Below are 20,619 nucleotides of genomic sequence, written 5' to 3' on the forward strand. Positions count from 1 at the left end.
GGCCGTGATCGATCCGCTTACCGGGCGGGCGTGGATCCGGTACCGGTCGGCCACTGGGTGTCGGGGAAGGCGGCGGTGTCGGAGTCGGTGTCCGGCATGAGGCTGGTGAGCATCTGCTGGGCGGTCTTCGCGTGGTCGGCGGCGCGGGGCAGCATGACGCTCTCGTAGGCGTCGAGGGCCTGGTCGACGGTGGGGTGGTCGATGACGGCCTGGGCGAGTTCGGCGCCGTCGAGCAGGGCGAGGTTGGCGCCGACGCCGACCGGCGGCATCAGGTGGGCGGCGTCGCCGAGCAGGGTGATGCCGGGGACGCGCTGCCAGGCGTGCGGAACGGGAAGCACGAACATCGGGCGGTTGATGAAGGCGCCCTCGTTGTCGCGCAGGATGGCCAGCAAGCTCTCGTCCCAGCCCTGGTACTGGGCGAGCAGGCGGGCGCGTACGGCTTCGGTGTCGGCGAGGTCGAGGCCGGCGTGCCAGTCCTGGGGCCCGCGGAAGTTGACGTAGCCGCGGATGTGGCCGTCGCTGTTGCGTTGCAGCACCAGGCTGCGGCGGCCGGCCTTGGCCGACATGGTGCCGTCGCCGACCAGGCGGGCGATGCCGGGGTGCCGGCGGTCGACGTCGTCGAAGCGGATCTCCACCATCGTCACCCCGGCGTAGGACGGTTGGGCGTCGGAGAGCGCGGGGCGCACCCGCGACCAGGCGCCGTCGGCGCCGATGACCAGGTCGAAGTCCTCGACGGTGCGGTCGTGGTGGTGCAGCCGGACGGTTCCGTCGGGCAGCGGGGTGACGGCCTCGGCGCCGTGGCCCCAGCGGACGGTGCCGGGGCGAGGGAGTCCAGCAGGAGGGCGCGCAGCTGGCCGCGGTCGATCTCGGGCTTGCTCAGATCGTCCTCGCCGGCCCGGTCGTGGCGTATCAGGGCCGCGTGGCGGTCGTACAGGCGCCATTGCTGGCCTTCGGGCCGGGACAGCGCGCGGAACCGGTCGAACAGTCCGGCCGCGCGCAGGGCGACCTGGCCGGTGTCCTCGTGGATGTCGAGGGTGCCGCCCTGCGAGCGGGAGCGGGGGTCGTGCTCGCGCTCGAAGACCGTGACGGGCAGGCCGTGCTGCTGGAGGACGCGCGCGCAGACGAGGCCGCCGGGACCGGCGCCGATGATCGCGATGCGAGGGGTGGTGGACATGAGGGCCACGCTCCGTTCCACGGATCGAGAGGGTGCGGATGCGCAACCACAGAAGCACAGCGGCTACAAAAGTACAACTGATTCGATTTCCTATCCGACTGCGTTTCTGATCGAGTCACCTCAGCTGGGGTAGGGTGGGGGCATGGCCGAGACGACGACCGGGCGCCGCGAGCGCAAGAAGGCCCGCACCAGGCAGGCCCTGGCGGATGCCGCGCTGCGGCTGTTCACGGAACGCGGCTACGACAACGTCGGCGTCCGCGAAGTGGCGGAGGCGGCCGACGTCTCGCTGAGCACGCTCTTCAAGCACTTCCCCAGCAAGGAAGCCCTCGTCTTCGACCTGGACGCGGACGTCGAGAGCGCCCTGGTCGCCGCCGTTCGCGACCGGGCCCCCGGCCGGCCCGTCCTGCACGCCCTGCGCGACCACCTGGTGCGGACCCGTACGGCCCTGCGGGCCGACGACCCCGTCCTCGTCCTCGTCGAATCCACCCCCGCGCTGCGGGATGCCGCCCGGCGCATGTGGTCGCGCCACGAGAAGGCACTGGCCGCCACGCTCGCCGACGCCACCGGGCTGCCCCCGGACGACCTCGCCGTCACCGGCCTGGCCCGCTTCGCCCTGGAGGCCCCCACCCTCGCCCGCACCAGCCCCGACCCGGCCCAGGCCATCCGCGACCTGTTCGCCCTCCTGGAACACGGCTGGTCCACGACCCCCCTGGCCCGCGGCGAAGACCACCCCGGCGAGGACGGCTGACCGGCGTCAGCCCCCCGGCCCGCTCCCTCCCACCCGCCGGACTAGATCCCCTGCTGCTGCGCCAGGATCGCCGCCTGCACCCGGCTGCGCAGGTTCAGCTTCGACAGGATGCGGCTGGTGTGGGTCTTCACCGTGCCCTCGGCGAGGTTGAGGGATGCGGCGATGGCGCTGTTGGGGAGGCCGCGGGCGATGCAGGCGAGGACTTCGCGTTCGCGTTTGGTGAGGGTGTCGAGGGCCTGGGTGGTGCCGTGCGGCAGGGCCGGGCGGGCCGACGGGGGGCGGTGGGCGAATTCGGTGATCAGGCGGCGGGCGATGGCCGGGGTGAGGAAGCCCTCGCCGTGGGCGACCTCGCGTACGGCGCCGACCAGGACGGTCGGCTCGGCGTTCTTGAGGATGAAGCCGCCCGCGCCGGCGCGCAGGGCGCCGAAGATGTACTCGTCGATGTCGAAGGTGGTCAGCACGAGGACCTCGGCGAGTTGCCGTTCGACGATCAGGCGGGTCGCGGCGACCCCGTTGAGCAGGGCATCTGGATGTCCATCAGGACCACGTCGGGGCGCAGCTCGTCGGCCATGCGGACCGCCGCCTCGCCGTCGCCGGCCTCGCCGACGACGGTGATGCCGGGGTCGGTCTGCAGGACGAGGACCAGGCCGGACCGGACGGCGGCCTGGTCGTCGGCCACCAGGACCCGGATGTGCGGGGGCCGTTCGGACGGTTGCTCCGCCGGCTGCTCCGTCCGCCCGTCCGCCGCCGTGTCCTGCACCAGGTCCTCCCGTATGGCTCGCCGTGCCGGTAATGCCTGCACCGATTCGTTCACGTTGGTCCGCCTCTCGGCCGCTGGGCCTCTCGTCGTCGCCCCCGTTCCGGTTCGTTAGGTGTTCTGGGTCAGGGGGAGCACCGCACGTACCCGCCAGCGTCCCGGGGCGGTGCGGTCGGGTCCCGCGTCGAAGATGCCGCCGACCAGGGCGGCCCGCTCGGACATCCCGGTCAGCCCGGCGCCCGCGCCGGTGGTCAGCTGGGCCACCGGGCGCTGCCGGGCGCGGACGTCGGGCAGGGCCAGCGGGCTGTCCACCGAGATGGTCAGCCGTTCGGTGCCGGCCTCGCAGCGGATCCGCACCCGGCCCGACGAGGCGTGTTTGAGGACGTTGGTCAGTGCCTCCTGCACGATGCGGTACGCGGTCACCTCGATCACCGACGAGACCTCGGGGAAGGTCTCGGGGAACTCGGTGTGGAGGGTCAGCGCGGCGGCGTCGGCGGCCGGGCGGGCCTGTTCGACCAGTGCGCCCAGGGCGTTGAGCTGCGGCCGGTCCCAGTCGTCGTCGACGCCCCGGTCGGAGCGGAGCAGCACCACCATGCGACGCATTTCGGCCAGTCCCTGCACGCTGTTCTCCCGGATGACGGCCAGGGCGCGCAGAACCGGGTCGTCCTCCCCGGAGTCGGCCGACCCGGCGGATTCGGTGGATCCGGCGGAGTCGGCGGATCCGGCTTCGCCGTTCCGGTCCCGCCGGGCCTCGGTCAGGGAGAGCACCGCGCTGGAGTGGATGGCGATCGCGCTGAGGTGGTTGGCCACCAGGTCGTGCAACTCGCGGGCCATCCGGGTGCGTTCGGTCTGCAGGATGGTCTTGCGGTCCAGTTCAGCGAGCCGGTTGATCTGTGCGGCGCGCTCCCGCTCGGCGTCGGCGCGCTCCTTGTGGTTGCGTATCAGGATGCCGGTCCACACGGGGGAGATGAGCAGCATCGCGACGATGACGCCGGTGGTCACGCCCTCGGAACGGTCGCTGATGGCGATCAGGGTGATGGTGGTGGCGATGGTGACCGCGACCGTCCCGAACTGCAGCACCCGGCACAGCCAGGGCGCGCCGTACAGCGCCGCGGCGTAGAGCAGGTCGGTGTAGACCAGGACCGGGCCGAGGCCGCCGCTCGACGTCATCTCCACGAGGACGGTGACGGTGCCGACCGAGACCGCGGCCGTCGGCAGGGTGCTGCGGAACGCGCTCGCGGTGCACAGCACGACGACCGGCAGGACGGCCTGCCAGACGGGGATGTCGCCCATGACCCGGGACCCGCCCAGGACGTAGAGAATCAGACAGGCGGCGAAGAAGCCCACGGCCAGTCTGAGGTCACGGAGCGGCAGGGGAGGGCGGCGCGCGTTCGTACCTCTGAAAAGACGTAACCACACACGAGGACAGTACTTCCGGGCGTTGCCCGTTCTCCTGGCCCTGGCGCCCGAATTTGGGTCGGTCTCCCGTACATCGAAGTATGTAGCCGGACATCAGCAAGAGGGATGACTCGAAGGATCCGGAGGATCTGCAAACCTTGGGCTGTCTGTATCGATCGATGTAGGTGGAATAGGGGGAGACTCCAGCTGTTTGACGGGCTGCCACTCACCCAGGGCAGTCTTGGCACCGCTCACCAGTGGAGGACGGAAAGTACGTGGAAACGAACGCCGCTCTTCTCGAACTCTGTCCGGGATACCTTGACCAGGACGTCCCCGGCCGCCCGCACCACCCCGCCCGGCCCCGCCTGGCGCCCCTCGCCCCCGTCCCCATATTCATCGTCCCGATCGGCGAGGACGGCCCCTCCCCGTCGTCCCCGTCCGCTCTCGTCCCCTCCCCCTCCCCCTCCCTGTCGTACCTGCCGTCCGCCCCCTCCTCCGCCGGCTCGTCCTCCGCCCTCCGCGGCTCGGGCAGTGCGCTGTCCCCGGACAGCTGTCTGGGCCTCAACGGCCATTCCGCGGCCACCCTCGACGACGCCTCGCGCCGCTGGCTGCTGTCCGGGCTCCCCGCCCGGGTGAGCACCGCGATGGCCGAGGCCTCCTACTGGGAGCTGTACGGAACGCGCGGCCTGCTGGTCGTGGCCTGCGGGGAGGACGCCCGGCAGATGGGCTTCTCGGTGGAGTCGGTGCGGCGCGGGAGTCCGCCGCCGCACACCCCGTACGAGGTGCTGACCGCCCGGGAACTGCGCGCCGCGGACCGCTTCCCGGAGACCGAGCGGGAGCGGATGATCACCCGCTTCTGGGTCCGCAAGGACGCCGCCATGCAGGCCGCCGGCGGGGGGCTGTCCAGCGCTCCGGAGCGCATCGAGGCGGGCTTCCCGGCGGACCACGGCACGGTCACCGTGCCCGGCCCCTACGGCTGCGACGTTCCGGTTTCGGTACGGAACTTCACCTTCTCCCCCTCCTACGAGTTCGCGGTGGCGACCCGGAACCGCTCCCGCTCGCCCCTTCCTTCGCCTATTCGGTCAGCTGAATGCCCGTTCCCACATCCGGGCCGGGAATCCGGTCGGCGGGGAATTCCCGCCATTGGCCGGAATTCGGGCCATAACGGGGGCGGGCGTGGGCGGCGGCACCGTAAGGGACCACTACGGCACCGGCACCGGGCAATGGACCACCGGGGTGAAACTCGCGCATGTCGTACCCCCCGGACAGGCCGAAAACCATATCGCCGGGTTACTTGGTGCGTGCCCACCGGCCGTGGCGAGTAGCGCGTCACGGCGCCGCCGGAGCACAGCGGAGGAATCCCGTGATGCCGTCGCCCCTCGCCAAGCGGTCCGCCCACACGGTCCTGTCCGTGCTGCTCGCCGTGCTGGCCGTCGTCGGCCTCGCCGCGCACCGGTCCGCCGCGGCCGGGCCGTCCGGGCCGGTGCCCGACTGGGAGCGGATCGCCGACTGCGAGAGCAGCGGCCGCTGGCACATCAACACCGGCAACGGCTACCACGGCGGCCTGCAGATCGACCCCGCCACCTGGCGCGCCTACGGCGGCCGGCGCTACGCCCCGCGGGCCGACCTGGCCACCCGCTCCGAGCAGATCGCCGTCGGCCGGCGCATCGTCCGCGACCGCGGCCTCTCCGCCTGGCCGCGCTGCGGCTACACCCAGCAGTCCCCCAGGGCCACCTCCCCGGGCCAGCAGGCCCCACCGGCCGCCGCCCCGGACCAGCCGGCCCAGCGGACCTCCGCCCCGCCCCCGCAGACAACGGACCCGGCGCAGCAACCGCCCGCCGACGCCGACCAGTTGGTCCAGGAGGCCCCGTCGACCGGGCTCCACCCCTCCGTCCGCGCCGCGGCGTACCACCACCCCAACCGCGCGACCTACGTCGTCCGCACCGGTGACTGCCTCTCCGTCATCGCCGAGCGGAACCACGTCCCCGGTGGCACCCAGGCCCTCTACGAGCTCAACCAGCACCGGCTCCCGCACGGCCCGGACCACATCTTCCCGGGCCAGCGGCTGCGCCTGCGGGCGTAGCGGACCTCCCGCGAGCTCAGCGCACCGCCACCAGTACGTGGCTGTCGCCGAACTGCCAGACCGGGCCGGCCTGGTCGAAGCCGGCCTCGTGGAGCAGGGTGAGGTGGCGGGAGGGTGAGGTGTTCGCCCTCGCTGGCGGGCAGCGGGCGGCTGCGGCGCTCGGCGAGCAGGTCGGCGAGTTCCGGGTCGGTGCCGGCGGCGGCCCACCAGGATTCCCAGTCCTCGTGGTGCAGTACGCGCTGGCGCCGGGCGCGGCGGCGGCCGACGGCCCGGGCGAGCTCGGAGATCTTGTGGGCGTCCGGGCGGAGGTGGTCGCCGTTGACGAGGACGCCGCCGGGGCGGAGCACGGCCGCGAGGTCCCGGTAGACCCGGCGCAGGGCGCGCTCGTCGAGGTAGTGCAGGGCGGTGGTGGAGACGGCGGCGTCCAGGGGGCGGGCCAGCGCGAGGGCGTCGAGCCAGCCGGGGCGGCCGATGACGGCCTCGACGTAGCGGGTGGCGGTGCCGTAGTGGGAGCGGCCGAGCGCGAGGAGGAGGGGGTCGGCGTCGACGGCCAGGACCTCGGCGTGCGGCAGCCGGTCGGTGAGCCGGGCGGCCAGCGCGCCCGGGCCGCAGCCGAGGTCGACGACCAGGGGTTGGGCGTGGCCGGCGGTGGCGTGCTCGACGACGTCGGCGATGACCGTGAGCCGTTCGTCCCGGTCGATCGCGTACCGCTGCTGCTGGTCCTCCCAGCGCCGCACCCAGTGTGCGGCCGTCGCCATGCTGACGCTCATTCCGCCGTGCACCTCTGCCGTTCCACCCGGGTCCGGGCGCGCGCCCGGGGGAAGGCCGCGACCCGTCAATGGTAGTGAAAATCATTGTAGATTGGTGAGGGTGGAGAGTAGCGCATCGATCTCTTCAGGGGTGTTGTGGAGGTGCAGGCTCACCCTTACGGAGCCGTCCGTCGCACCGGTGGCCGCGCCGGCCTGGCAGTGGTGGTCACAGCGGACCATGAAGCCGTGGCTGTAGAGGATGAAGCCGAGGTCCTGGGAGCTGATCGCGTGGTGGCGGAAGGTCACCAGGCTGCGCCGCCGCTGCACCGGGGAGGCGGCGGACAGGCTGGCCCGGCAGCCGAGGACCTCGTACGCGGGCAGCCGGCTCAGGCCGTCGGTGAGCCGGGTGGTCAGCGCCACCGTCCAGCGCTCGATCCGGTCCGGGCCCGCCGCGTCCAGCCAGTCCAGGGCCGCCGCCAGTCCGGCGATCCCGGCGGTGTTGGGGGTGCCCTGCCAGCCGCCGGGGCGGAAGGCGGGGCCGCGCAGCCCGCGGGACCAGATCGCGCCGGTGCCGGGCGGGGCCAGCGCCTTGTGCCCGGAGAAGACGACGAAGTCCACGTCGAGGTCGGCCACCGAGACCGGGAGGTGGCCGATGCTCTGGGCGGCGTCGAGGCAGATCGGCACCTCGGGGCCGACCGCCGCGCGGAGGCGGTGGACGTTCATGTCGGCGCCGTAGACGTGGTGCACATGGGTCGCGGCGAGGAAACGGGTGCGCGGGCCGACCAGCGCGGCGAGCGCGGCGGGGTCGTAGTCACCGGATCCGTCCTGGTACGGCAGGGCGCGGACCTCGATGCGCAGACCGCGGGCGGCCAGCAGCGCCTGCGCCTCCAGCCAGGGGGCGAGGTTGGCCTGGTGGTCCGCGAAGGGGACGACGATCTCGTCGCCGTCGGTGAGCCAGGTGGCCAGCCAGTCCCGGGCGACGGTGCGCAGGCCCTCGGTGGTGCCGCCGGTGAAGTGGACGGTGGAGCGGTCCGGGGCGGGGTCGTGCAGGAACTCCGTCACGCGGTCCCGGGTCCGCGTCACCAGGGCCGTGGTGGCGTTGGCCCAGGGATAGGTGCCCCGGCCGGCGTTGGCGTTGGAGGTCGTGAGGTAGGTGTGCACGGCGTCCAGGACGGCCCGCGGCTTCTGGGTGGTGGCCGCGCTGTCGAGGTAGGCCAGCTCCGGGTGGGCGGTGATGATCGGGAACTGCTCGCGCAACGGGCGCTGCCAGGACCGCAGCGCGGCCACGTCGTCCGCGGGGGCCACCGCGTCAGTCCCGTACCAGCGGGGCGCCCGCGTCGCGCCAGGCGATGATGCCGCCGGCCAGGCTGCGGACGTCGGGATGGCCCATCCGCGTCAGCAGCGCCGCGTAGCTCCGGGACTTCTCGCCGACCGGGCACGCCAGCAGCACCGGCTGCCGGGTGCTGAACGGCAGCCCGCCGCGGACGAGTTCGTCGAAGAGCTCGTCGACGATGTTGATCGAGCCGTCGATGTGCAGCGCGGCGTACGCGAACGGGCCGCGCAGATCGACGACCAGCGGGCGCTCGGCCGCGAGCCACTTCTGTGCGTCGGCGACCTCGATGACGGTGGCCGCGCTGACCTCGGCGTCGGTGAGGGTGGCGACGGAGTTCGTCACCGGCGGCCGGCCGAGCAGCTCGGGGCGGCGGTCGCGGACGTAGCTGAGGTAGCTCTCGACCCGGTCGCAGACGATGAAGACCGCGGTGGCGCGCTCGGTCAACCCGTCGTCCAGCGGCCGGAGATGGCGCACCGTGCCGTGGTACGCGGCGCCGCCCGTGGGCCCGGCGAGCAGACCGCAGCGGCGGTTGAGCGTGAGCATCCCGTCGATCGCCTCGTCCGCGCTCACCGCCTCGATCGCGTCGTACGTGGCCGGGTCGAACAGCCCGACCTCGTGCACCTCGTCGAGGGTCCGGATGCCCGGTATGAAGTCCGACTTCTGGCCGACCAGGCCGATGACCCGGACCGCCGGGTCGTGCGCGCGCAGGGCCCGGGCGACGCCGGTGGACGAGCCGGCGGTGCCCACACAGGCGATGAACCAGTCCGGGGCGCGCCCGTCCAGGTCGGCGAGGATCTCCGGGCCGGTGCCGGTCGCATGGGCCTCGGTGTTGCGGGCGTTGAAGTACTGGTCGGTGTGCAGGCTCGTCCCGCCCGGCCGGGCCAGCTCCTGGTGGAAGAGGGTCAGCGGGTCCTCGGTGTCGGTCGGGTCCAGGCACTCGGTCCGGCCCGGCAGCTCCTCGATCCGCGCGCCGAGCAACAGCAGCAGCTCCTTGATCTCCGGCACCCGCATGCGGTTGGTGACGCTCTTGAACGACAGCCCGTGCATGCCCGCGATCACGGCCAGGGCCTTGGCGGTGTTGCCGCTGGACAGCTCGACGAGCGTGGCGTCCCGCTCGACCGCGCCGGGCAGGCCGGGGCGGGCCATGTGCCAGGCCGCCCGGTCCTTGACCGAGCCGAACGGGTTGAGCATCTCCAGCTTCGCGTAGAGGTCGATGTGGCGCAGGCCGTGCACGGCCGGGTCGATGCGTACCAACGGGGTGTTGCCGATGGCGTCGGTGATGCTGTCGTACCTCATGCCGTGAGTCCCCAGGAGGTGTGAGCGGCCAGTACTGCTCGTCGAGGCACCACCGCCAGGTGCCGCCCTCCTCCCAGGCGGCGACCTTGCGCGCGAGGGGCTGCCCCTGCGCGCGGGTGGCGTGGAAGTCCATGCAGTAGCCGGCGGTGTTGGCGAAGGCGAGCAGATCGCCCGGCCGGGGCGGCCGGGGCAGGAAGACGGTCCGGCGGGTGATCAGATCGGTCTCCAGGCACAGGCCGCCGGTGAGATGGACCGGGTACGCGGGCCCCGCACCGCCCCGGCCGTTCCCCTCGGCCGGGGTACGCGGGACGACCACCGGGTCCATCAGGACGCCGTGCTCCTCCAGCCCGACGTCGCCCGCGGTCATCGCCAGCCGCACGAGCGGGGGCCGTCGCCGTGCTCCCGCACCTCCAGCACCCGGGCCAGGGACAGCCCGCACTGGTCGGCCAGCGCCCGGCCCGGCTCGCTGTAGAGGTCGTAGAGGTTCTCCAGCAGCAGCGTGCCCAGCGGGCGGCCGCCCAGGCCCGCGGCCGGGCGGGCCAGCAGCGCGTCGAGGTAGGCAGGCCCGGCGACCGGGCGGTACGCCGGGTAGAGGCCGAGCGCACCGCGCAGGGTGCCGCCCTCGGCGCGCAGGCCGTATCCGTGCCCGCCCCAGGTCAGCGGCGGGCGGATGCCGAGCACGGCCTCGGTGAGCGCGGTGGTGTAGCGGTCCCAAGCGGCCCCGTCCGCGAGGTAGTTGACGCCGAAGCCGCCGCCGACGTCGAGCGCGCGGGGCCGGTGCCCGCGGCGGCGCAGGGCATCCAGTGCCGTCAGGCAGCCCTCCAGCGCGATGGCCTTCTCGTCCAGGCTGGTGGTGTCCAGGTGGTAGGCGACGCCGACCGGTTCGACGGCGTCCTGGTGGCGGTCGACCGCGTCCAGCAGGCCCTTGAGCGCCCGTACCGGCGTCCCGAACCGGCTCGGCCGCGAGCGGACCGTGACCCCGGACGCCGACTCGAACCCCGACAGCCGCAGCAGGATGCGTAATCGGGGCAGGCCGCGGGCGCGTACGAGGGCGGCCAGGCCGGTCAGTTCCTCCTCGCCGTCCACACCGACCAGGACGCCGGACAGGGCGGCGAGCCAGCGGAACGCCGGGTCCTTGGGGCCGGTCGCCAGGATCCGCTCCGGCGCGAACCCGGCGCCGAGGGCGTGCCGGAGCTCGTCCAGCGACGCCACGTCGATGCCGGCGTCGGTCGCCGCCAGCCGCCGGACCAGGGCCTGCGAGCGGTTCGTCTTGTGTGCGAAGAACACCTGGCCGCCGAGGCCGTGCCGGCGGTGGGCGGCGCGGAACCGGCCGACGTTCGTGGCGATCCGCTCCGGCAGGACGACGTTGAGCGGGGAGCCGAGGCCGTCGACGAGGGCGTGCAGCAGGCCCGGCTCGGACAGCAACGACGACAGCGGCGGCTCCAGGCGCGGTACCAGGTGAAGAGGGGCACCGTGCATCCCGGAACTTCCCTCCCCGGCGAGGAACGAGACGGATCCCAGTTCGACCTGGGCCCTATGACCCTTTCCATTCGCCGGGCCGTTTACCCGGCGGCGGGGAGACGGATCCGGCCGGCGCGCGGGCACCGTGGCCGGGTTGTGCCGGGGAGCAACGGCCCACCAGGGATGCCGGAAAGCGAGGGCCGTCACGGTGAATCCAGTGGTCGGAGAGGGTGAATGAGAGGGACGGGCCGTTGCACAGGCTTGGTGCAGGCGGGCCCGCCCGGTAGCAAGACCGCGGGTTCATCCATCGCGAAGTGCAGGAGCGCACAGTGAAGAAGAGAACACGCGTCAGCATCGTGATCGCAGGAGCTTGCGGCATGCTCCTGGCCGCCGGCGGGGTCAGCCCCGCCCTGGCCTGGGACGGCGGGTACGGGGGGTTCGGAACGGGCGGCAACGTGATCGACAGCGACGTCTGGGCCTCCTTCCACTCCATCATCCGCTGCTCGCCGCGGGCCCGGGTCTGCGTCAACGGACCGGTCAACTCCGGTAATACGAAGAACTCGCAGAACGTCCACATGTCCGGCAACAACAGCGACAGCGGCAGCCCGACCAACAGCAACGGCAACACGAACGTCGACAGTGGTGGCACGACGGGTGCCGAGAACCACACCGGCAACGACATCCAGCACAACGGCCCCGGATCGACCAAGATCTGACGGCCAACTGCGGCGGCCCCGCTTCCCGGTTCGTACCGGGAAGCGGGGCCGCTGTGTGAGGTGCGGACGGGTCAGGGATGCAGCTTGAGGATCTTCTGGACGGTGTTGCCGCTGCCCTGCTGGGCGCCGCTGACCAGGTTGGAGCTGTTGGTCGAGCCGTTGGTGTTCGCGAAGTTGCCGCTGTGGTTCGGGTTGCCGTGGTTGATGAAGTTGCCGCTGTGCACGCTGTTGCCGCTGTGGACAGGACCGTTGATGCAGGGCTGCGGCGACGGCGAGTTGATCCTGGGGGACTTGTAGTGGAAATCGGCCAAGCGGTTGTTGCACACCACGCCCGAAATCATGCCGGTGACGGTGCCGAGGTCGGCCCCGACCGCCGCCGACAGCAGTGATTCGCCCGGAATGGTCACGGCCTGGGCGGTGTTGGTGCTGAGCAGCACCAGCCCGCATGCTCCGATGACGGTGCCCGCCTGCGCAAGTCTTCTCACGATGCTCCCTCGCCTGTTCATCGTTCCGATGCCAGACGTATCGTGCTGCGCCCGCCGGTCCGCATCCCCCTTCAACCCGCAGGAGGTAAAACGCTCGTCGGCCAGAATCAGCCGGGTGGCCCAACAACTCGGGCAGGGGCGCTGCCGTTAGGGACGGACCGTCCCCGGGACCGGCCTCGTCCCGGAACGCCCCACGGCGCACCCCCGGCATCGGGCCGGCGCGGCCCCGGGACGGCCCGCGGCCGCGCACCCCGGCTCAGAGCACCAGCCGCTCCGGCATCGGCTGCTTGACCCCGTCCAGCTCCAGCGTGCAGCGCGGCATGGACGGAACCAGGTGCGGCTGCCGCAGCAGGACCCGGAACGGGTGGACGGGTTCGTCGGGCAGCTCACCGCTCAGCACGTTCATCCCCGGCGCGTGGTGTTTGCGGTAGGCGACGACCTTGCCGTCGACGAGGAGCTCGACCTCCCCGTCCCGGCCGGGACCGACGTTCACGGTGATCGAGTGGCCCCCCTGATCAAGGTGGAAGTGGTGGCTGTGCCCCATGGCGCACCTCCGGCAGAGCCCGGTACGGACGGTGCGACCGCGATCGCGGCCGTATGACCAGCGTAGGACGCCTGTCCAGCGGAGAACCCGGCCCGCGAGCGACAATGGGCGTGGGAGACGGCGATGAACGGCTCGGTGCGTGTCGGACAGGTTGCCGGGGTACCGCTGCGGATGCACTGGAGCGTGCCCCTGCTGGTGGTGATGTTCGCCTACGGACTCGGCCGGCAGGCCCTGCCCGCCTGGACCCCGGGCCGGCCGGAGGCGGTCTACGCCCTCGCCGGGGTCGTCGGTGCCGCGCTGCTCACCGGCAGCCTGCTGCTGCACGAGACCGCCCATGCCGCGACCGCCCGCCGGAAGCAGATCTCCGTCGAGGACGTGACGCTGTGGGCGCTGGGCGGGATGACCCGGATGGGCCGGCCGCAGACCGCCGCCGCGGCCTTCGCGGTCGCCGTCAGCGGCCCGCTCACCAGCCTGCTCATCGGCGGCGCCGCGCTCGGCGCCGGCATCGGGCTGGCCCAGCTCACCGGCTGGGCCGAGGTGCCCGCGGTGGTGCTGATGTGGCTCGGCTGGGCCAACCTCTTCCTCGGCGTCTTCAACCTGCTGCCGGCCGTACCGCTCGACGGCGGGCGGGTCGTCCAGGCCGTCCTGTGGTGGCGGACCGGGGACCGCGAGCGGGCCGACCTGGCGGCCTCCCGGAGCGGCCAGGTGCTCGCCGTCCTGCTGGTGGCCGGCGGCTGGATCTCGGTGCTGCGCGGGGCGCCGGGCGGCCTGTGGATCGTCTTCGTCGGGCTCTTCGTGATGGTCGTGGCCGGCGCGGAACACCGCCGCGCCGCGCTCCACACCGAGCTGCGGGGCCTGCGGGTCGCCGACGCCATGACGGCCCCGGTGACCAGCGGCGCCGACTGGCTGAGCGTCCAGCGGTTCATCGACGAGGTGGCCGTGCCCGCGCACCACTCCGCGCTGCCGCTGCTGGACTTCGAGGGCCGCCCCAGCGGGCTCGTCCAGCTGCGCCGGCTGGCGGCCGTACCGCCGGCCGAGCGGGAGACGCTGCGGGTGCGCGAGGTGGCGGTGCCGCTGTCGCAGTGCGCGGTCGCCGCCCCGGACGAGGAGCTCGGCGAGGCGATCGACCGGATCGGGCTGCGCACCGGCCCGCGCATCCTGGTCGTCGACGGCGGCCACCTCGTCGGGATCGTCACCGCCAAGGACATCACCCGGCTCCTGCGGCGCCGCACGCTGGACGGCAGCGGCAGCGGCAGCGGCGGCCAGGGCTGACCACGGCCGGCCCGCGCCGGCCGGAGAGAGACGGGACCCGCCATGCCGTACATCACCGTCACCGCCCTCAGCCATCCCGGGCTGCTGCGCGACCACAACGAGGACAGCCTGGTGGCCGGGCCGTGGACGCTGTGCGGCACGGTGACCGAGAACCCGCAGACGCTGGTGTTCCCGCTGGGCACCCCGCTCGTGGTCGCGGTCGCCGACGGCATCGGCGGCCAGCCGGCCGGCGAGGTGGCCAGTGCGCTGACCGTCCGGCAACTGGCCGCGGTCGGCCCCGGGCTCGGCAGCGAGCAGGCGGTCCGGGAGGCCCTGGACGTCTGCAACCGGGCGGTGTACGCGGCCGCCGGGCGCGATCCGGAGCTGAGCACCATGGGCACGACGGTCGCCGGTGCGGTGGTGCTGCGCGAGTCCCTGGTGGTGTTCAACGTCGGCGACAGCCGGGTGCTGTCCGTGACCGAGGAGGGCCTGCACCGGATGAGCGTGGACGACAGCCCGCCGCTCGCCCCGGGCCACCGCACCACCTCCCTGGTCACCCAGGCGCTCGGCGGCACCCGTACGTACAACGAGATCACCCCGCACGTCACCACCGCCCCGCTCACCCCGCTCGACCGCTACCTGGTGTGCACCGACGGCCTGACCGACCCGGTCCCCGAATCCGCCCTCGGCGACCTCCTGCGCGCCCACGACACCGGCCGGGCCGCCTTCGAATTGTGGAAGACCGCCATCGAGGCCGGTGGGCCGGACAACATCACGCTGGCGCTGATCGGCATCGGGGAGTGACGGTCCCGGCGGCGCCCCGGACCACCCCAGGCCACCGCGGGGCGCAGTGGGGGATCCCACACGCCCTCCCCGCACGGAACCCGCCCCCGCCCGGTGACGTCTTCGGCCGTGGTGCAAACGGTGACGGTCCGTGGAGGAACCCGGTGGAGCGCAGGATGTTGGGGCAGCGTTACGAGCTGGTGGAACAGCTCGGGCAGGGCGGGATGGGGACCGTCCACCGGGCCGTCGACCACCGGCTGCGCCGCACCGTCGCGGTCAAGACGCTCTCCGCCGAGCTGGCGCGGCAGCCGGAGTTCCTGAGCCGGTTCCAGCGCGAGGCGCGGGCCGCGGCCGCGCTCAACCACCCCGGTGTGGCCACCGTGCACGACGTCGGCGAGGACACCGCGGACGGGTCCACCGAGCCCTATCTGGTGATGGAGTACGTCGAGGGCCGCACCCTGAGCCGGGTGCTCGACGCGGGCCCGCTGCCCCCGGCGCAGGCCGTCGACCTCACCTGCCAGGTGCTGGACGCGCTCGACCACAGCCACCGGCACGCCATCGTCCACCGGGACATCAAGCCCGCCAACGTGATGCTCACCGGCAACGGCACCGCCAAGGTCGTGGACTTCGGCATCGCCAAGGCGCTCAGCGAGGTGGCCACCCGGCTGACCGGCACGGGGGTGGCGGTCGGCACGCCCGCCTACCTCGCGCCGGAACAGATCAACGGCGCCGAGACCGACCACCGCACCGACCTCTACGCGGTGGCCTGCCTGCTCCACGAACTGCTGACCGGGCGCCCGCCGTACACCGGGGACTCGCCGTTCTCCGTCATGCACCAGCACCTGGCGGCGGACCCGGTCCCGCCGTCCCGGCTCCGGCCGGCACTGCCGCCCGCCCTCGACACGGTGATCCTCCGGGCGCTGCACAAGGACCGCGACGGCCGGTACCCGAGCGCCGCCGCGATGCGCACCGCCCTGACCGAGGCCGTCGCCCCCGCCCCCGAGCCCGTACCGGCCGCCGAACGGGTACCCGCGGCCGTCCCCGCCGTCGTCCCGACCCCCACCGCGCTCGATCCGCGGGCGGGGGCACCGGCCGGCCCGGCACCGTCGCACGACCCGGCCCCGTCGGGCGGGCCGGCCGCCGCACCGGAGCCGGCACCGCGGCCGCGGCGCCGGTGGCTGGCCGGCGGGGTGGTCTTCCGGCCCACCGCCGAGGGCGCGGTGGCGCTGCTCGGCTGTGTGCTGTCGCTGGTCATCTCCCGCTCGCAGGTGATCGAGGTCGGCCAGTTCTCCCGCGTCGCGCTGCTCGCCGCGGTCGCCGGTGCGGTGCTCCTGCTCTGGTCGGCGCGGCTCGCCTGCGCGGTGGTGTGGGGCCCGGTCGCCGAGGCGGTGGCCGTGTGGTCCGAACTGGCCCGCGGCTACCTGGGCTGGGACACCCACTACGTCGTCATCGCCCTGCTCCTCGCGGTCGTCGCCGCGCTGTGCCTCGCCGCCGGGTACCGCGACGAACGTGCCGGCGGCTTCGCGCTGGTGGCCTTCTGGTTCACCGCCCTGACCGCCGTCTGGTTCTTCCTCGACGACCTACGCAAGATAGGCGTCTTCTACGTCCTCCTCCTCGCCGTCACCCTCGCCATCGGCACCCAGGTCCTCAAGTCCCGCACGCGGTCGGCCGCCTGACCCTCCGCGGGCGACGTCCGGCAGCGGGTCCGCCCGGCGGGCCAGGTCGATCAGGGCCCGCAGGGCGGGTTCGGCCAGGCCGGGGCGGGGGTGCCAGTGGGCGACGATGGCGACCGGCTGGAGGCGTCCGGGCAGCCGCAGCGCGGTCAGCTCGCCGGCCGCCAGCTCGCGGGCGATCGCCAGTTCCGGCAGCAGGGCCAGGCCGTGCCCGTGCGCGGTCAGCCGCAGCAGCGCGGAGAACGAGCCCACGACCATCGTGAGCTGGGCCCCCGCGAGCAGGTCCCGGCCGAGGCGGTCCACCAGCATTTCGGAGGTGCAGCCCGGCTCGGCGACCAGGAAGTCGTACCCGAGCAACTCCCCGGCCGTCACCGTGTCCTGCCGGGCCAGCGGGTGGCCGGGCGCGGCCGCCAGGACGGTGCGGTCGTGGCCCACCACGGCGTGCGGGCCGAGCGCGCGCACCCCGTTGTCGTACTGGAAGACGAGGTCCAGCTCGCCCGCGGCGAAGGCGGGGTGGAGGCGGCTGCGGCTGGTCACCGTCAGCTCGATGTCGGCGCTCGCGCCGGGGCCGCCCGCGCCGTACTCCAGCGCCGCCAGCACCTCCGGCAGCCAGGCGTGGGCCAGCGACTCCTGGGCACCGATCCGCAGCCGGGGCGGTCCCCGAGCGCGGCCCGGCGCATCCGGTCCTCCAGCACCAGCGCCTCGCGCGCGTGCGGCAGCAGTCGCCGCCCGGCGTCGGTGAGCGCCGCGCCCGTCCCGCCGCGGGTCAGTACGGTCGCGCCCAGCTCCGCCTCCAGCCGCTTGAGTTGGGCGCTCACGCTCGACTGGGCGTAGCCCAGCTGCTGCGCGGCGGCGGATATCCCGCCGTGCTCGGCCACGGCGACGAAGGCACGCAGATAGCGAGTGTCCACCCGATCAGGATGCCACCGGCCGCAGGCGCCCCTGAGGGGGCGGTGGCCGGCTCCGTGCCGTCGGCCATCGGAATTCCCGATGGGGCCATCGGAGTTGCGTCGTCGCGCGCCGAACGGTCCCCGGGCGACGGTTCTGCCATGTCCACCGACCGTGCCGTGTCCCCCGGCAGTTCCCTGACCACCGGCAGTTCCCCGACCACCGGCAGTTCTCCGTCCGCCCCGCCGTCCGCGCCGCCCCGCTCGCGGCTCGCCTTCGCCGGTATCGCGGCCGGGAACCTGCTCGTCCTCCTCGACACCTCCGTGCTCAACGTCGCCGTCCCCGACCTGGCGCACGACCTCCACCCGGCGCCCGCCGCGCTGCCCTGGGCCGTCGACGCCTACACCGTCGTCTTCGCCGGACTGCTGCTCGCCGCCGGGGTGTTCGCCGACCGCTGGGGCGCCCGCCGGCTCTACCGCGGTGCGCTCGGCGCGTTCGCCGTGCTGTCCGCGCTCTGTGCCGCCGCTCCGGACGCCGGTCTGCTCATCGCCGGCCGCGCGCTGCTCGGCGCCGCCGGTGCCGGGCTGGTGCCCGCCTCGCTCGCCCTGCTGATCGCGCTCCACCCGGAGCCCGCCCGCCGCACCCGTGCCATCGGTGCCTGGACCGCGCTGAGCGGCCTGGGCGCCGCCGCCGGGCCGGTCCTGGGCGGCGCCCTGGTCGAACTCGGCGGCTGGCAGCTGGTCTTCCTGGTCAACCCGCCGCTCGCGCTGGCCGCGCTGCTGCTGGCCCGCCGGCTGCCGGCCCCGCCCGTCCGGGCCACCCGGGCCGTTGACCGCCCCGGTCTGCTGCTCTCCACCGCCGCGCTCGGGGCGCTCACCTTCGGGCTGGTCGAGTCGGGGCTCGACGGCTGGGCCGCGCCCGCCGCCTGGGCCCCGATCGCCGCCGCACTGCTCGCCTTCGCCGTACTGGCCCTCTGGGAGCGCCGGGCCGCCGCGCCCGTCCTCCCGCCCGCACTGTTCACCCTGCCGCGGGTCCGCGTCGCCATGGTGGCCGCGGCGGTGTCCTGCTTCGCCTACTTCGGCGGGCTGTACACGCTCAGCGTGTGGCTCCAGCACGCGTACGCGCTGCCGCCGCTGCGGGCCGGCCTGGCCGTCCTGCCGCTCACCTTCCCGGTGTGTGTGATGCCGTTCTTCACCGGGCGGCTGGTGGCGCGGTACGGGGCGCGCCCGGTGCTGCTGACCGGCATGTCCGCCGCCGCGCTCGCGGGTGTGCTGCTGGCCTGCGCCACCGGCCCGCACCCGCCGCTGCCCCTCCTCGTCGCGGCGGAACTCGCGCTGGCCGCCACCGGCACCCTGTCCATCCCCGGCGCCGCCGCCGAGATGGCCGCCGCCGCGCCGCCCGACTCCGCCGCGACCGGCCAGGGGCCCTGAACGGCATCCGCCAGGCGGGCTCCGCGCTCGGTGTCGCCGTCCTCGGCACCCTGCCCGGCCCGTCTGTGGCGGGCGCCGTGCTCGTCGCCGTCGGGCTGCTCGCCGTCGTCTTCCTCGCCCGGGGTGGGCGAGTGGTCCAGGGCGCCGCCTGAAAGCTGGGCAGGCGCGCAGCGCCGCCGCACGCGAATTGGTCTAATCCTGTCTTGGTCCAGTCCATTGACGGGCCGTCGCCCGCGGGGCTATCCCATAGTGCGTATCTCGTGCCCAACGCCCGTGTCAGTGGCGGGAGTTGGCGACGTCCTCCCCTCTCACCCCCCTGGGACAGACATGAGACGTATGCGCTCCTTCCGGGCGGCTCTCGCCGCCGCCGTGGTGGCCGCGGCCGGCCTGACCGCGCTGGGCGGCGGCACCGCCCACGCGGCGACCCCCCTTCCGGGCCGGGTCTTCGCCCCCTATTTCGAGGCGTGGACCGGCGAGAGCCCCGCCGCGCTGGCCGCCGCCTCCGGCGCGAAGCACCTGACCATGGCCTTCCTCCAGACGGAGGCCAAGGGCTCGTGCACGCCCTACTGGAACGGCGACACCGGGCTGCCGGTCTCCCCGGCCGCGTTCGGCGACGACATCAAGACCCTCCAGGCCCGCGGCGGGGACGCCATCCCCTCGTTCGGCGGCTACACCGCCGACACCACCGGCACCGAGATCGCCGACAGCTGTACGGACGTGAGCAGGATCGCCGCCGCCTACGAGAAGGTCGTCACGACCTACGACGTGGCCCGGCTCGACATGGACATCGAGGTCGACTCGCTGAACAACGCCGCCGGCATCGACCGCCGGAACAAGGCCCTCAAGCAGGTCCAGGACTGGGCGGCGGCCAACGGGCGCACCCTGCAGATCTCCTACACCCTGCCGACCACCACCCACGGCCTCGCGGACAGCGGTCTCGCGGTGCTGCGGAACGCGGTGGGCAACGGCACGCGGGTGGACGTCGCCAACATCATGACGTTCGACTACTACGACAACGCCGCCCACGACATGGCGGCCGACACCAAGACCGCCGCCCAGGGCCTGCACGACCAGCTGGCCCAGCTCTACCCCGGCAAGTCCGCCGCCCAGTTGTGGGGGATGATCGGCGTCACCGAGATGCCCGGCGTGGACGACTTCGGCCCGGCCGAGACCTTCACCCCGGCCCACGCCACCCAGGTCTACGACTGGGCGGTCGCCAAGGGCCTCAACACCCTGTCGTTCTGGGCGCTCCAGCGGGACAACGGCGGCTGCCCCGGCGGCGCGGCCGCCGACAACTGCTCCGGCATCCAGCAGAACACCTGGGACTTCACCCACACCTTCGCGCCCTTCACGGGCAGTTCGGGCACGCCGGCCGACGACTTCTCGGTGACCGCCGCACCCGTCGCCGGTTCGGTCGCCGCGGGCCGGACGGCCACCACCACGGTGAAGACGGCGGTGACCGCGGGCGCCGCGCAGCCGGTGAAGCTCACGGTCGGCGGCGCCCCCGCGGGCGTCACCGCCTCGCTCAGCCCCGCCTCGGTGACCGCCGGCGGCACCTCGACGCTCACCCTCGCCACGACCCCGGAGACGGCGTCGGGCACGTACACCCTCACCGTCACCGGTACGGGCACCACCGGCAGCCACGGCACGACCTACGCCCTGACCGTCACCGGCGGCAGCGGCCACCAGTGCACCGCCGCGGCCTGGTCGGCCGGCACGGTCTACACCGGCGGCCAGCAGGTCTCCCACCAGGGCCACACCTGGAAGGCCAAGTGGTGGACGACCGGCGAGGAACCCGGCACCACCGGCGAATGGGGCGTCTGGCAGGACCTCGGGGCCTGCTGAACGAC

General features: G+C 73.7%; 17 protein-coding genes and 3 pseudogenes. 9 read left to right on the forward strand and 11 right to left on the reverse strand.

Annotated elements, in window-relative coordinates:
- Nucleotides 1-17: 17 nt before the first annotated feature.
- A pseudogene (locus OJ254_RS09695) lies at nucleotides 18-1,174 on the reverse strand (FAD-dependent oxidoreductase).
- A 142-nt stretch (nucleotides 1,175-1,316) separates the two neighbouring features.
- On the opposite strand from OJ254_RS09695, the gene OJ254_RS09700 reads away from it, so the two are divergent.
- On the forward strand, nucleotides 1,317-1,922 hold the full coding sequence (locus OJ254_RS09700; RefSeq protein ID WP_265362014.1) for a TetR/AcrR family transcriptional regulator: 606 nt from the start codon (nucleotides 1,317-1,319) through the stop codon (nucleotides 1,920-1,922).
- A 41-nt stretch (nucleotides 1,923-1,963) separates the two neighbouring features.
- On the opposite strand, the pseudogene OJ254_RS09705 reads toward OJ254_RS09700, so the two are convergent.
- Together OJ254_RS09705 and OJ254_RS09710 are read right to left on the reverse strand one after the other, a co-directional pair.
- Nucleotides 1,964-2,613 (reverse strand): annotated as a pseudogene (locus OJ254_RS09705) (response regulator).
- A gap of 177 nt (nucleotides 2,614-2,790) precedes the next feature.
- On the reverse strand, nucleotides 2,791-4,026 hold the full coding sequence (locus OJ254_RS09710) for a sensor histidine kinase (protein ID WP_265362015.1): 1,236 nt from the start codon (nucleotides 4,024-4,026) through the stop codon (nucleotides 2,791-2,793).
- A gap of 326 nt (nucleotides 4,027-4,352) precedes the next feature.
- Here OJ254_RS09710 and OJ254_RS09715 point away from each other — a divergent pair, with 326 nt between their 5' ends.
- Nucleotides 4,353-5,402 (forward strand): 4'-phosphopantetheinyl transferase family protein, encoded by a 1,050-nt coding sequence (locus OJ254_RS09715; protein WP_265362016.1) that lies wholly within the window; start codon nucleotides 4,353-4,355, stop codon nucleotides 5,400-5,402.
- A gap of 41 nt (nucleotides 5,403-5,443) precedes the next feature.
- A complete protein-coding gene (locus tag OJ254_RS09720; RefSeq protein WP_265362017.1) occupies nucleotides 5,444-6,160 on the forward strand; it encodes a LysM peptidoglycan-binding domain-containing protein in 717 nt (238 codons plus the stop codon).
- On the opposite strand, the gene OJ254_RS09725 is transcribed toward OJ254_RS09720, so the two are convergent.
- The 4 genes and pseudogenes from OJ254_RS09725 to OJ254_RS09740 all read right to left on the reverse strand — a co-directional run.
- Nucleotides 6,082-6,930 (reverse strand): class I SAM-dependent methyltransferase, encoded by an 849-nt coding sequence (locus OJ254_RS09725; protein ID WP_341483598.1) that lies wholly within the window; start codon nucleotides 6,928-6,930, stop codon nucleotides 6,082-6,084. The genes OJ254_RS09720 and OJ254_RS09725 overlap by 79 nt on opposite strands.
- Before the next feature lie 81 nt (nucleotides 6,931-7,011).
- Complete coding sequence (locus OJ254_RS09730; RefSeq protein ID WP_265362018.1) at nucleotides 7,012-8,214, reverse strand: aminotransferase class V-fold PLP-dependent enzyme; 1,203 nt, start codon at nucleotides 8,212-8,214, stop codon at nucleotides 7,012-7,014.
- A 4-nt stretch (nucleotides 8,215-8,218) separates the two neighbouring features.
- Nucleotides 8,219-9,538, reverse strand: coding sequence for a pyridoxal-phosphate dependent enzyme (locus OJ254_RS09735; protein WP_265362019.1), 1,320 nt, complete (start codon nucleotides 9,536-9,538; stop codon nucleotides 8,219-8,221).
- Nucleotides 9,539-9,545: 7 nt separating this feature from the next.
- Nucleotides 9,546-11,017, reverse strand: a pseudogene (locus OJ254_RS09740) (type III PLP-dependent enzyme domain-containing protein); the annotation flags it as partial.
- 359 nt (nucleotides 11,018-11,376) lie between these two features.
- Here OJ254_RS09740 and OJ254_RS09745 point away from each other — a divergent pair.
- Complete coding sequence (locus tag OJ254_RS09745) at nucleotides 11,377-11,715, forward strand: hypothetical protein (protein WP_341483599.1); 339 nt, start codon at nucleotides 11,377-11,379, stop codon at nucleotides 11,713-11,715.
- 71 nt (nucleotides 11,716-11,786) lie between these two features.
- Here OJ254_RS09745 and OJ254_RS09750 read toward each other — a convergent pair whose 3' ends face one another.
- A complete protein-coding gene (locus tag OJ254_RS09750) occupies nucleotides 11,787-12,200 on the reverse strand; it encodes a hypothetical protein (protein WP_265362021.1) in 414 nt (137 codons plus the stop codon).
- Nucleotides 12,201-12,456: 256 nt separating this feature from the next.
- On the reverse strand, nucleotides 12,457-12,744 hold the full coding sequence (locus OJ254_RS09755; RefSeq protein WP_265362022.1) for a hypothetical protein: 288 nt from the start codon (nucleotides 12,742-12,744) through the stop codon (nucleotides 12,457-12,459).
- Nucleotides 12,745-12,867: 123 nt separating this feature from the next.
- On the opposite strand from OJ254_RS09755, the gene OJ254_RS09760 reads away from it, so the two are divergent.
- The 3 genes from OJ254_RS09760 (at nucleotide 12,868) to OJ254_RS09770 (ending at nucleotide 16,454) form a co-directional block, all read left to right on the forward strand.
- Nucleotides 12,868-14,016 (forward strand): site-2 protease family protein, encoded by a 1,149-nt coding sequence (locus OJ254_RS09760; RefSeq protein ID WP_265362023.1) that lies wholly within the window; start codon nucleotides 12,868-12,870, stop codon nucleotides 14,014-14,016.
- 42 nt (nucleotides 14,017-14,058) lie between these two features.
- Nucleotides 14,059-14,799 (forward strand): PP2C family protein-serine/threonine phosphatase, encoded by a 741-nt coding sequence (locus OJ254_RS09765; RefSeq protein WP_265362024.1) that lies wholly within the window; start codon nucleotides 14,059-14,061, stop codon nucleotides 14,797-14,799.
- Nucleotides 14,800-14,954: 155 nt separating this feature from the next.
- The gene (locus OJ254_RS09770) at nucleotides 14,955-16,454 is read left to right on the forward strand and encodes a protein kinase domain-containing protein (protein ID WP_265362025.1); all 1,500 of its coding nucleotides are present in this window, start codon (nucleotides 14,955-14,957) and stop codon (nucleotides 16,452-16,454) included.
- On the opposite strand, the gene OJ254_RS09775 is transcribed toward OJ254_RS09770, so the two are convergent.
- The gene (locus tag OJ254_RS09775; protein ID WP_265362026.1) at nucleotides 16,359-17,051 is read right to left on the reverse strand and encodes a substrate-binding domain-containing protein; all 693 of its coding nucleotides are present in this window, start codon (nucleotides 17,049-17,051) and stop codon (nucleotides 16,359-16,361) included. The genes OJ254_RS09770 and OJ254_RS09775 overlap by 96 nt on opposite strands.
- Nucleotides 16,991-17,362: a LysR family transcriptional regulator gene (locus OJ254_RS09780; RefSeq protein WP_265362027.1), complete on the reverse strand. Its 372-nt coding sequence runs from the start codon at nucleotides 17,360-17,362 to the stop codon at nucleotides 16,991-16,993. The genes OJ254_RS09775 and OJ254_RS09780 overlap by 61 nt, the downstream gene beginning before the upstream one ends.
- A gap of 138 nt (nucleotides 17,363-17,500) precedes the next feature.
- Between OJ254_RS09780 and OJ254_RS09785 the strand changes: the two genes are divergently transcribed.
- Together OJ254_RS09785 and OJ254_RS09790 are read left to right on the forward strand one after the other, a co-directional pair.
- Nucleotides 17,501-18,769, forward strand: a complete 1,269-nt coding sequence (locus OJ254_RS09785; RefSeq protein WP_265362028.1) for an MFS transporter — start codon at nucleotides 17,501-17,503, stop codon at nucleotides 18,767-18,769.
- A 327-nt stretch (nucleotides 18,770-19,096) separates the two neighbouring features.
- A complete protein-coding gene (locus tag OJ254_RS09790) occupies nucleotides 19,097-20,614 on the forward strand; it encodes a chitinase (RefSeq protein ID WP_265362029.1) in 1,518 nt (505 codons plus the stop codon).
- Nucleotides 20,615-20,619: the final 5 nt, after the last annotated feature.

Source organism: Streptomyces endophytica (assembly GCF_026153355.1).
Taxonomy (GTDB): domain Bacteria; phylum Actinomycetota; class Actinomycetes; order Streptomycetales; family Streptomycetaceae; genus Streptomyces; species Streptomyces endophytica.

Bases quoted from the DNA above. Each gene is read 5' to 3' on its own strand.
- OJ254_RS09700 (WP_265362014.1), top strand. From the start codon at position 1,317: ATGGCCGAGACGACGACCGGGCGCCGCGAGCGCAAGAAGGCCCGCACC.
- OJ254_RS09720 (WP_265362017.1), top strand. From the start codon at position 5,444: ATGCCGTCGCCCCTCGCCAAGCGGTCCGCCCACACGGTCCTGTCCGTG.
- OJ254_RS09725 (WP_341483598.1), bottom strand. From the start codon at position 6,930: ATGAGCGTCAGCATGGCGACGGCCGCACACTGGGTGCGGCGCTGGGAG.
- OJ254_RS09735 (WP_265362019.1), bottom strand. From the start codon at position 9,538: ATGAGGTACGACAGCATCACCGACGCCATCGGCAACACCCCGTTGGTA.
- OJ254_RS09745 (WP_341483599.1), top strand. From the start codon at position 11,377: ATGCTCCTGGCCGCCGGCGGGGTCAGCCCCGCCCTGGCCTGGGACGGC.
- OJ254_RS09755 (WP_265362022.1), bottom strand. From the start codon at position 12,744: ATGGGGCACAGCCACCACTTCCACCTTGATCAGGGGGGCCACTCGATC.
- OJ254_RS09760 (WP_265362023.1), top strand. From the start codon at position 12,868: ATGAACGGCTCGGTGCGTGTCGGACAGGTTGCCGGGGTACCGCTGCGG.
- OJ254_RS09765 (WP_265362024.1), top strand. From the start codon at position 14,059: ATGCCGTACATCACCGTCACCGCCCTCAGCCATCCCGGGCTGCTGCGC.
- OJ254_RS09770 (WP_265362025.1), top strand. From the start codon at position 14,955: ATGTTGGGGCAGCGTTACGAGCTGGTGGAACAGCTCGGGCAGGGCGGG.
- OJ254_RS09785 (WP_265362028.1), top strand. From the start codon at position 17,501: ATGTCCACCGACCGTGCCGTGTCCCCCGGCAGTTCCCTGACCACCGGC.
- OJ254_RS09790 (WP_265362029.1), top strand. From the start codon at position 19,097: ATGAGACGTATGCGCTCCTTCCGGGCGGCTCTCGCCGCCGCCGTGGTG.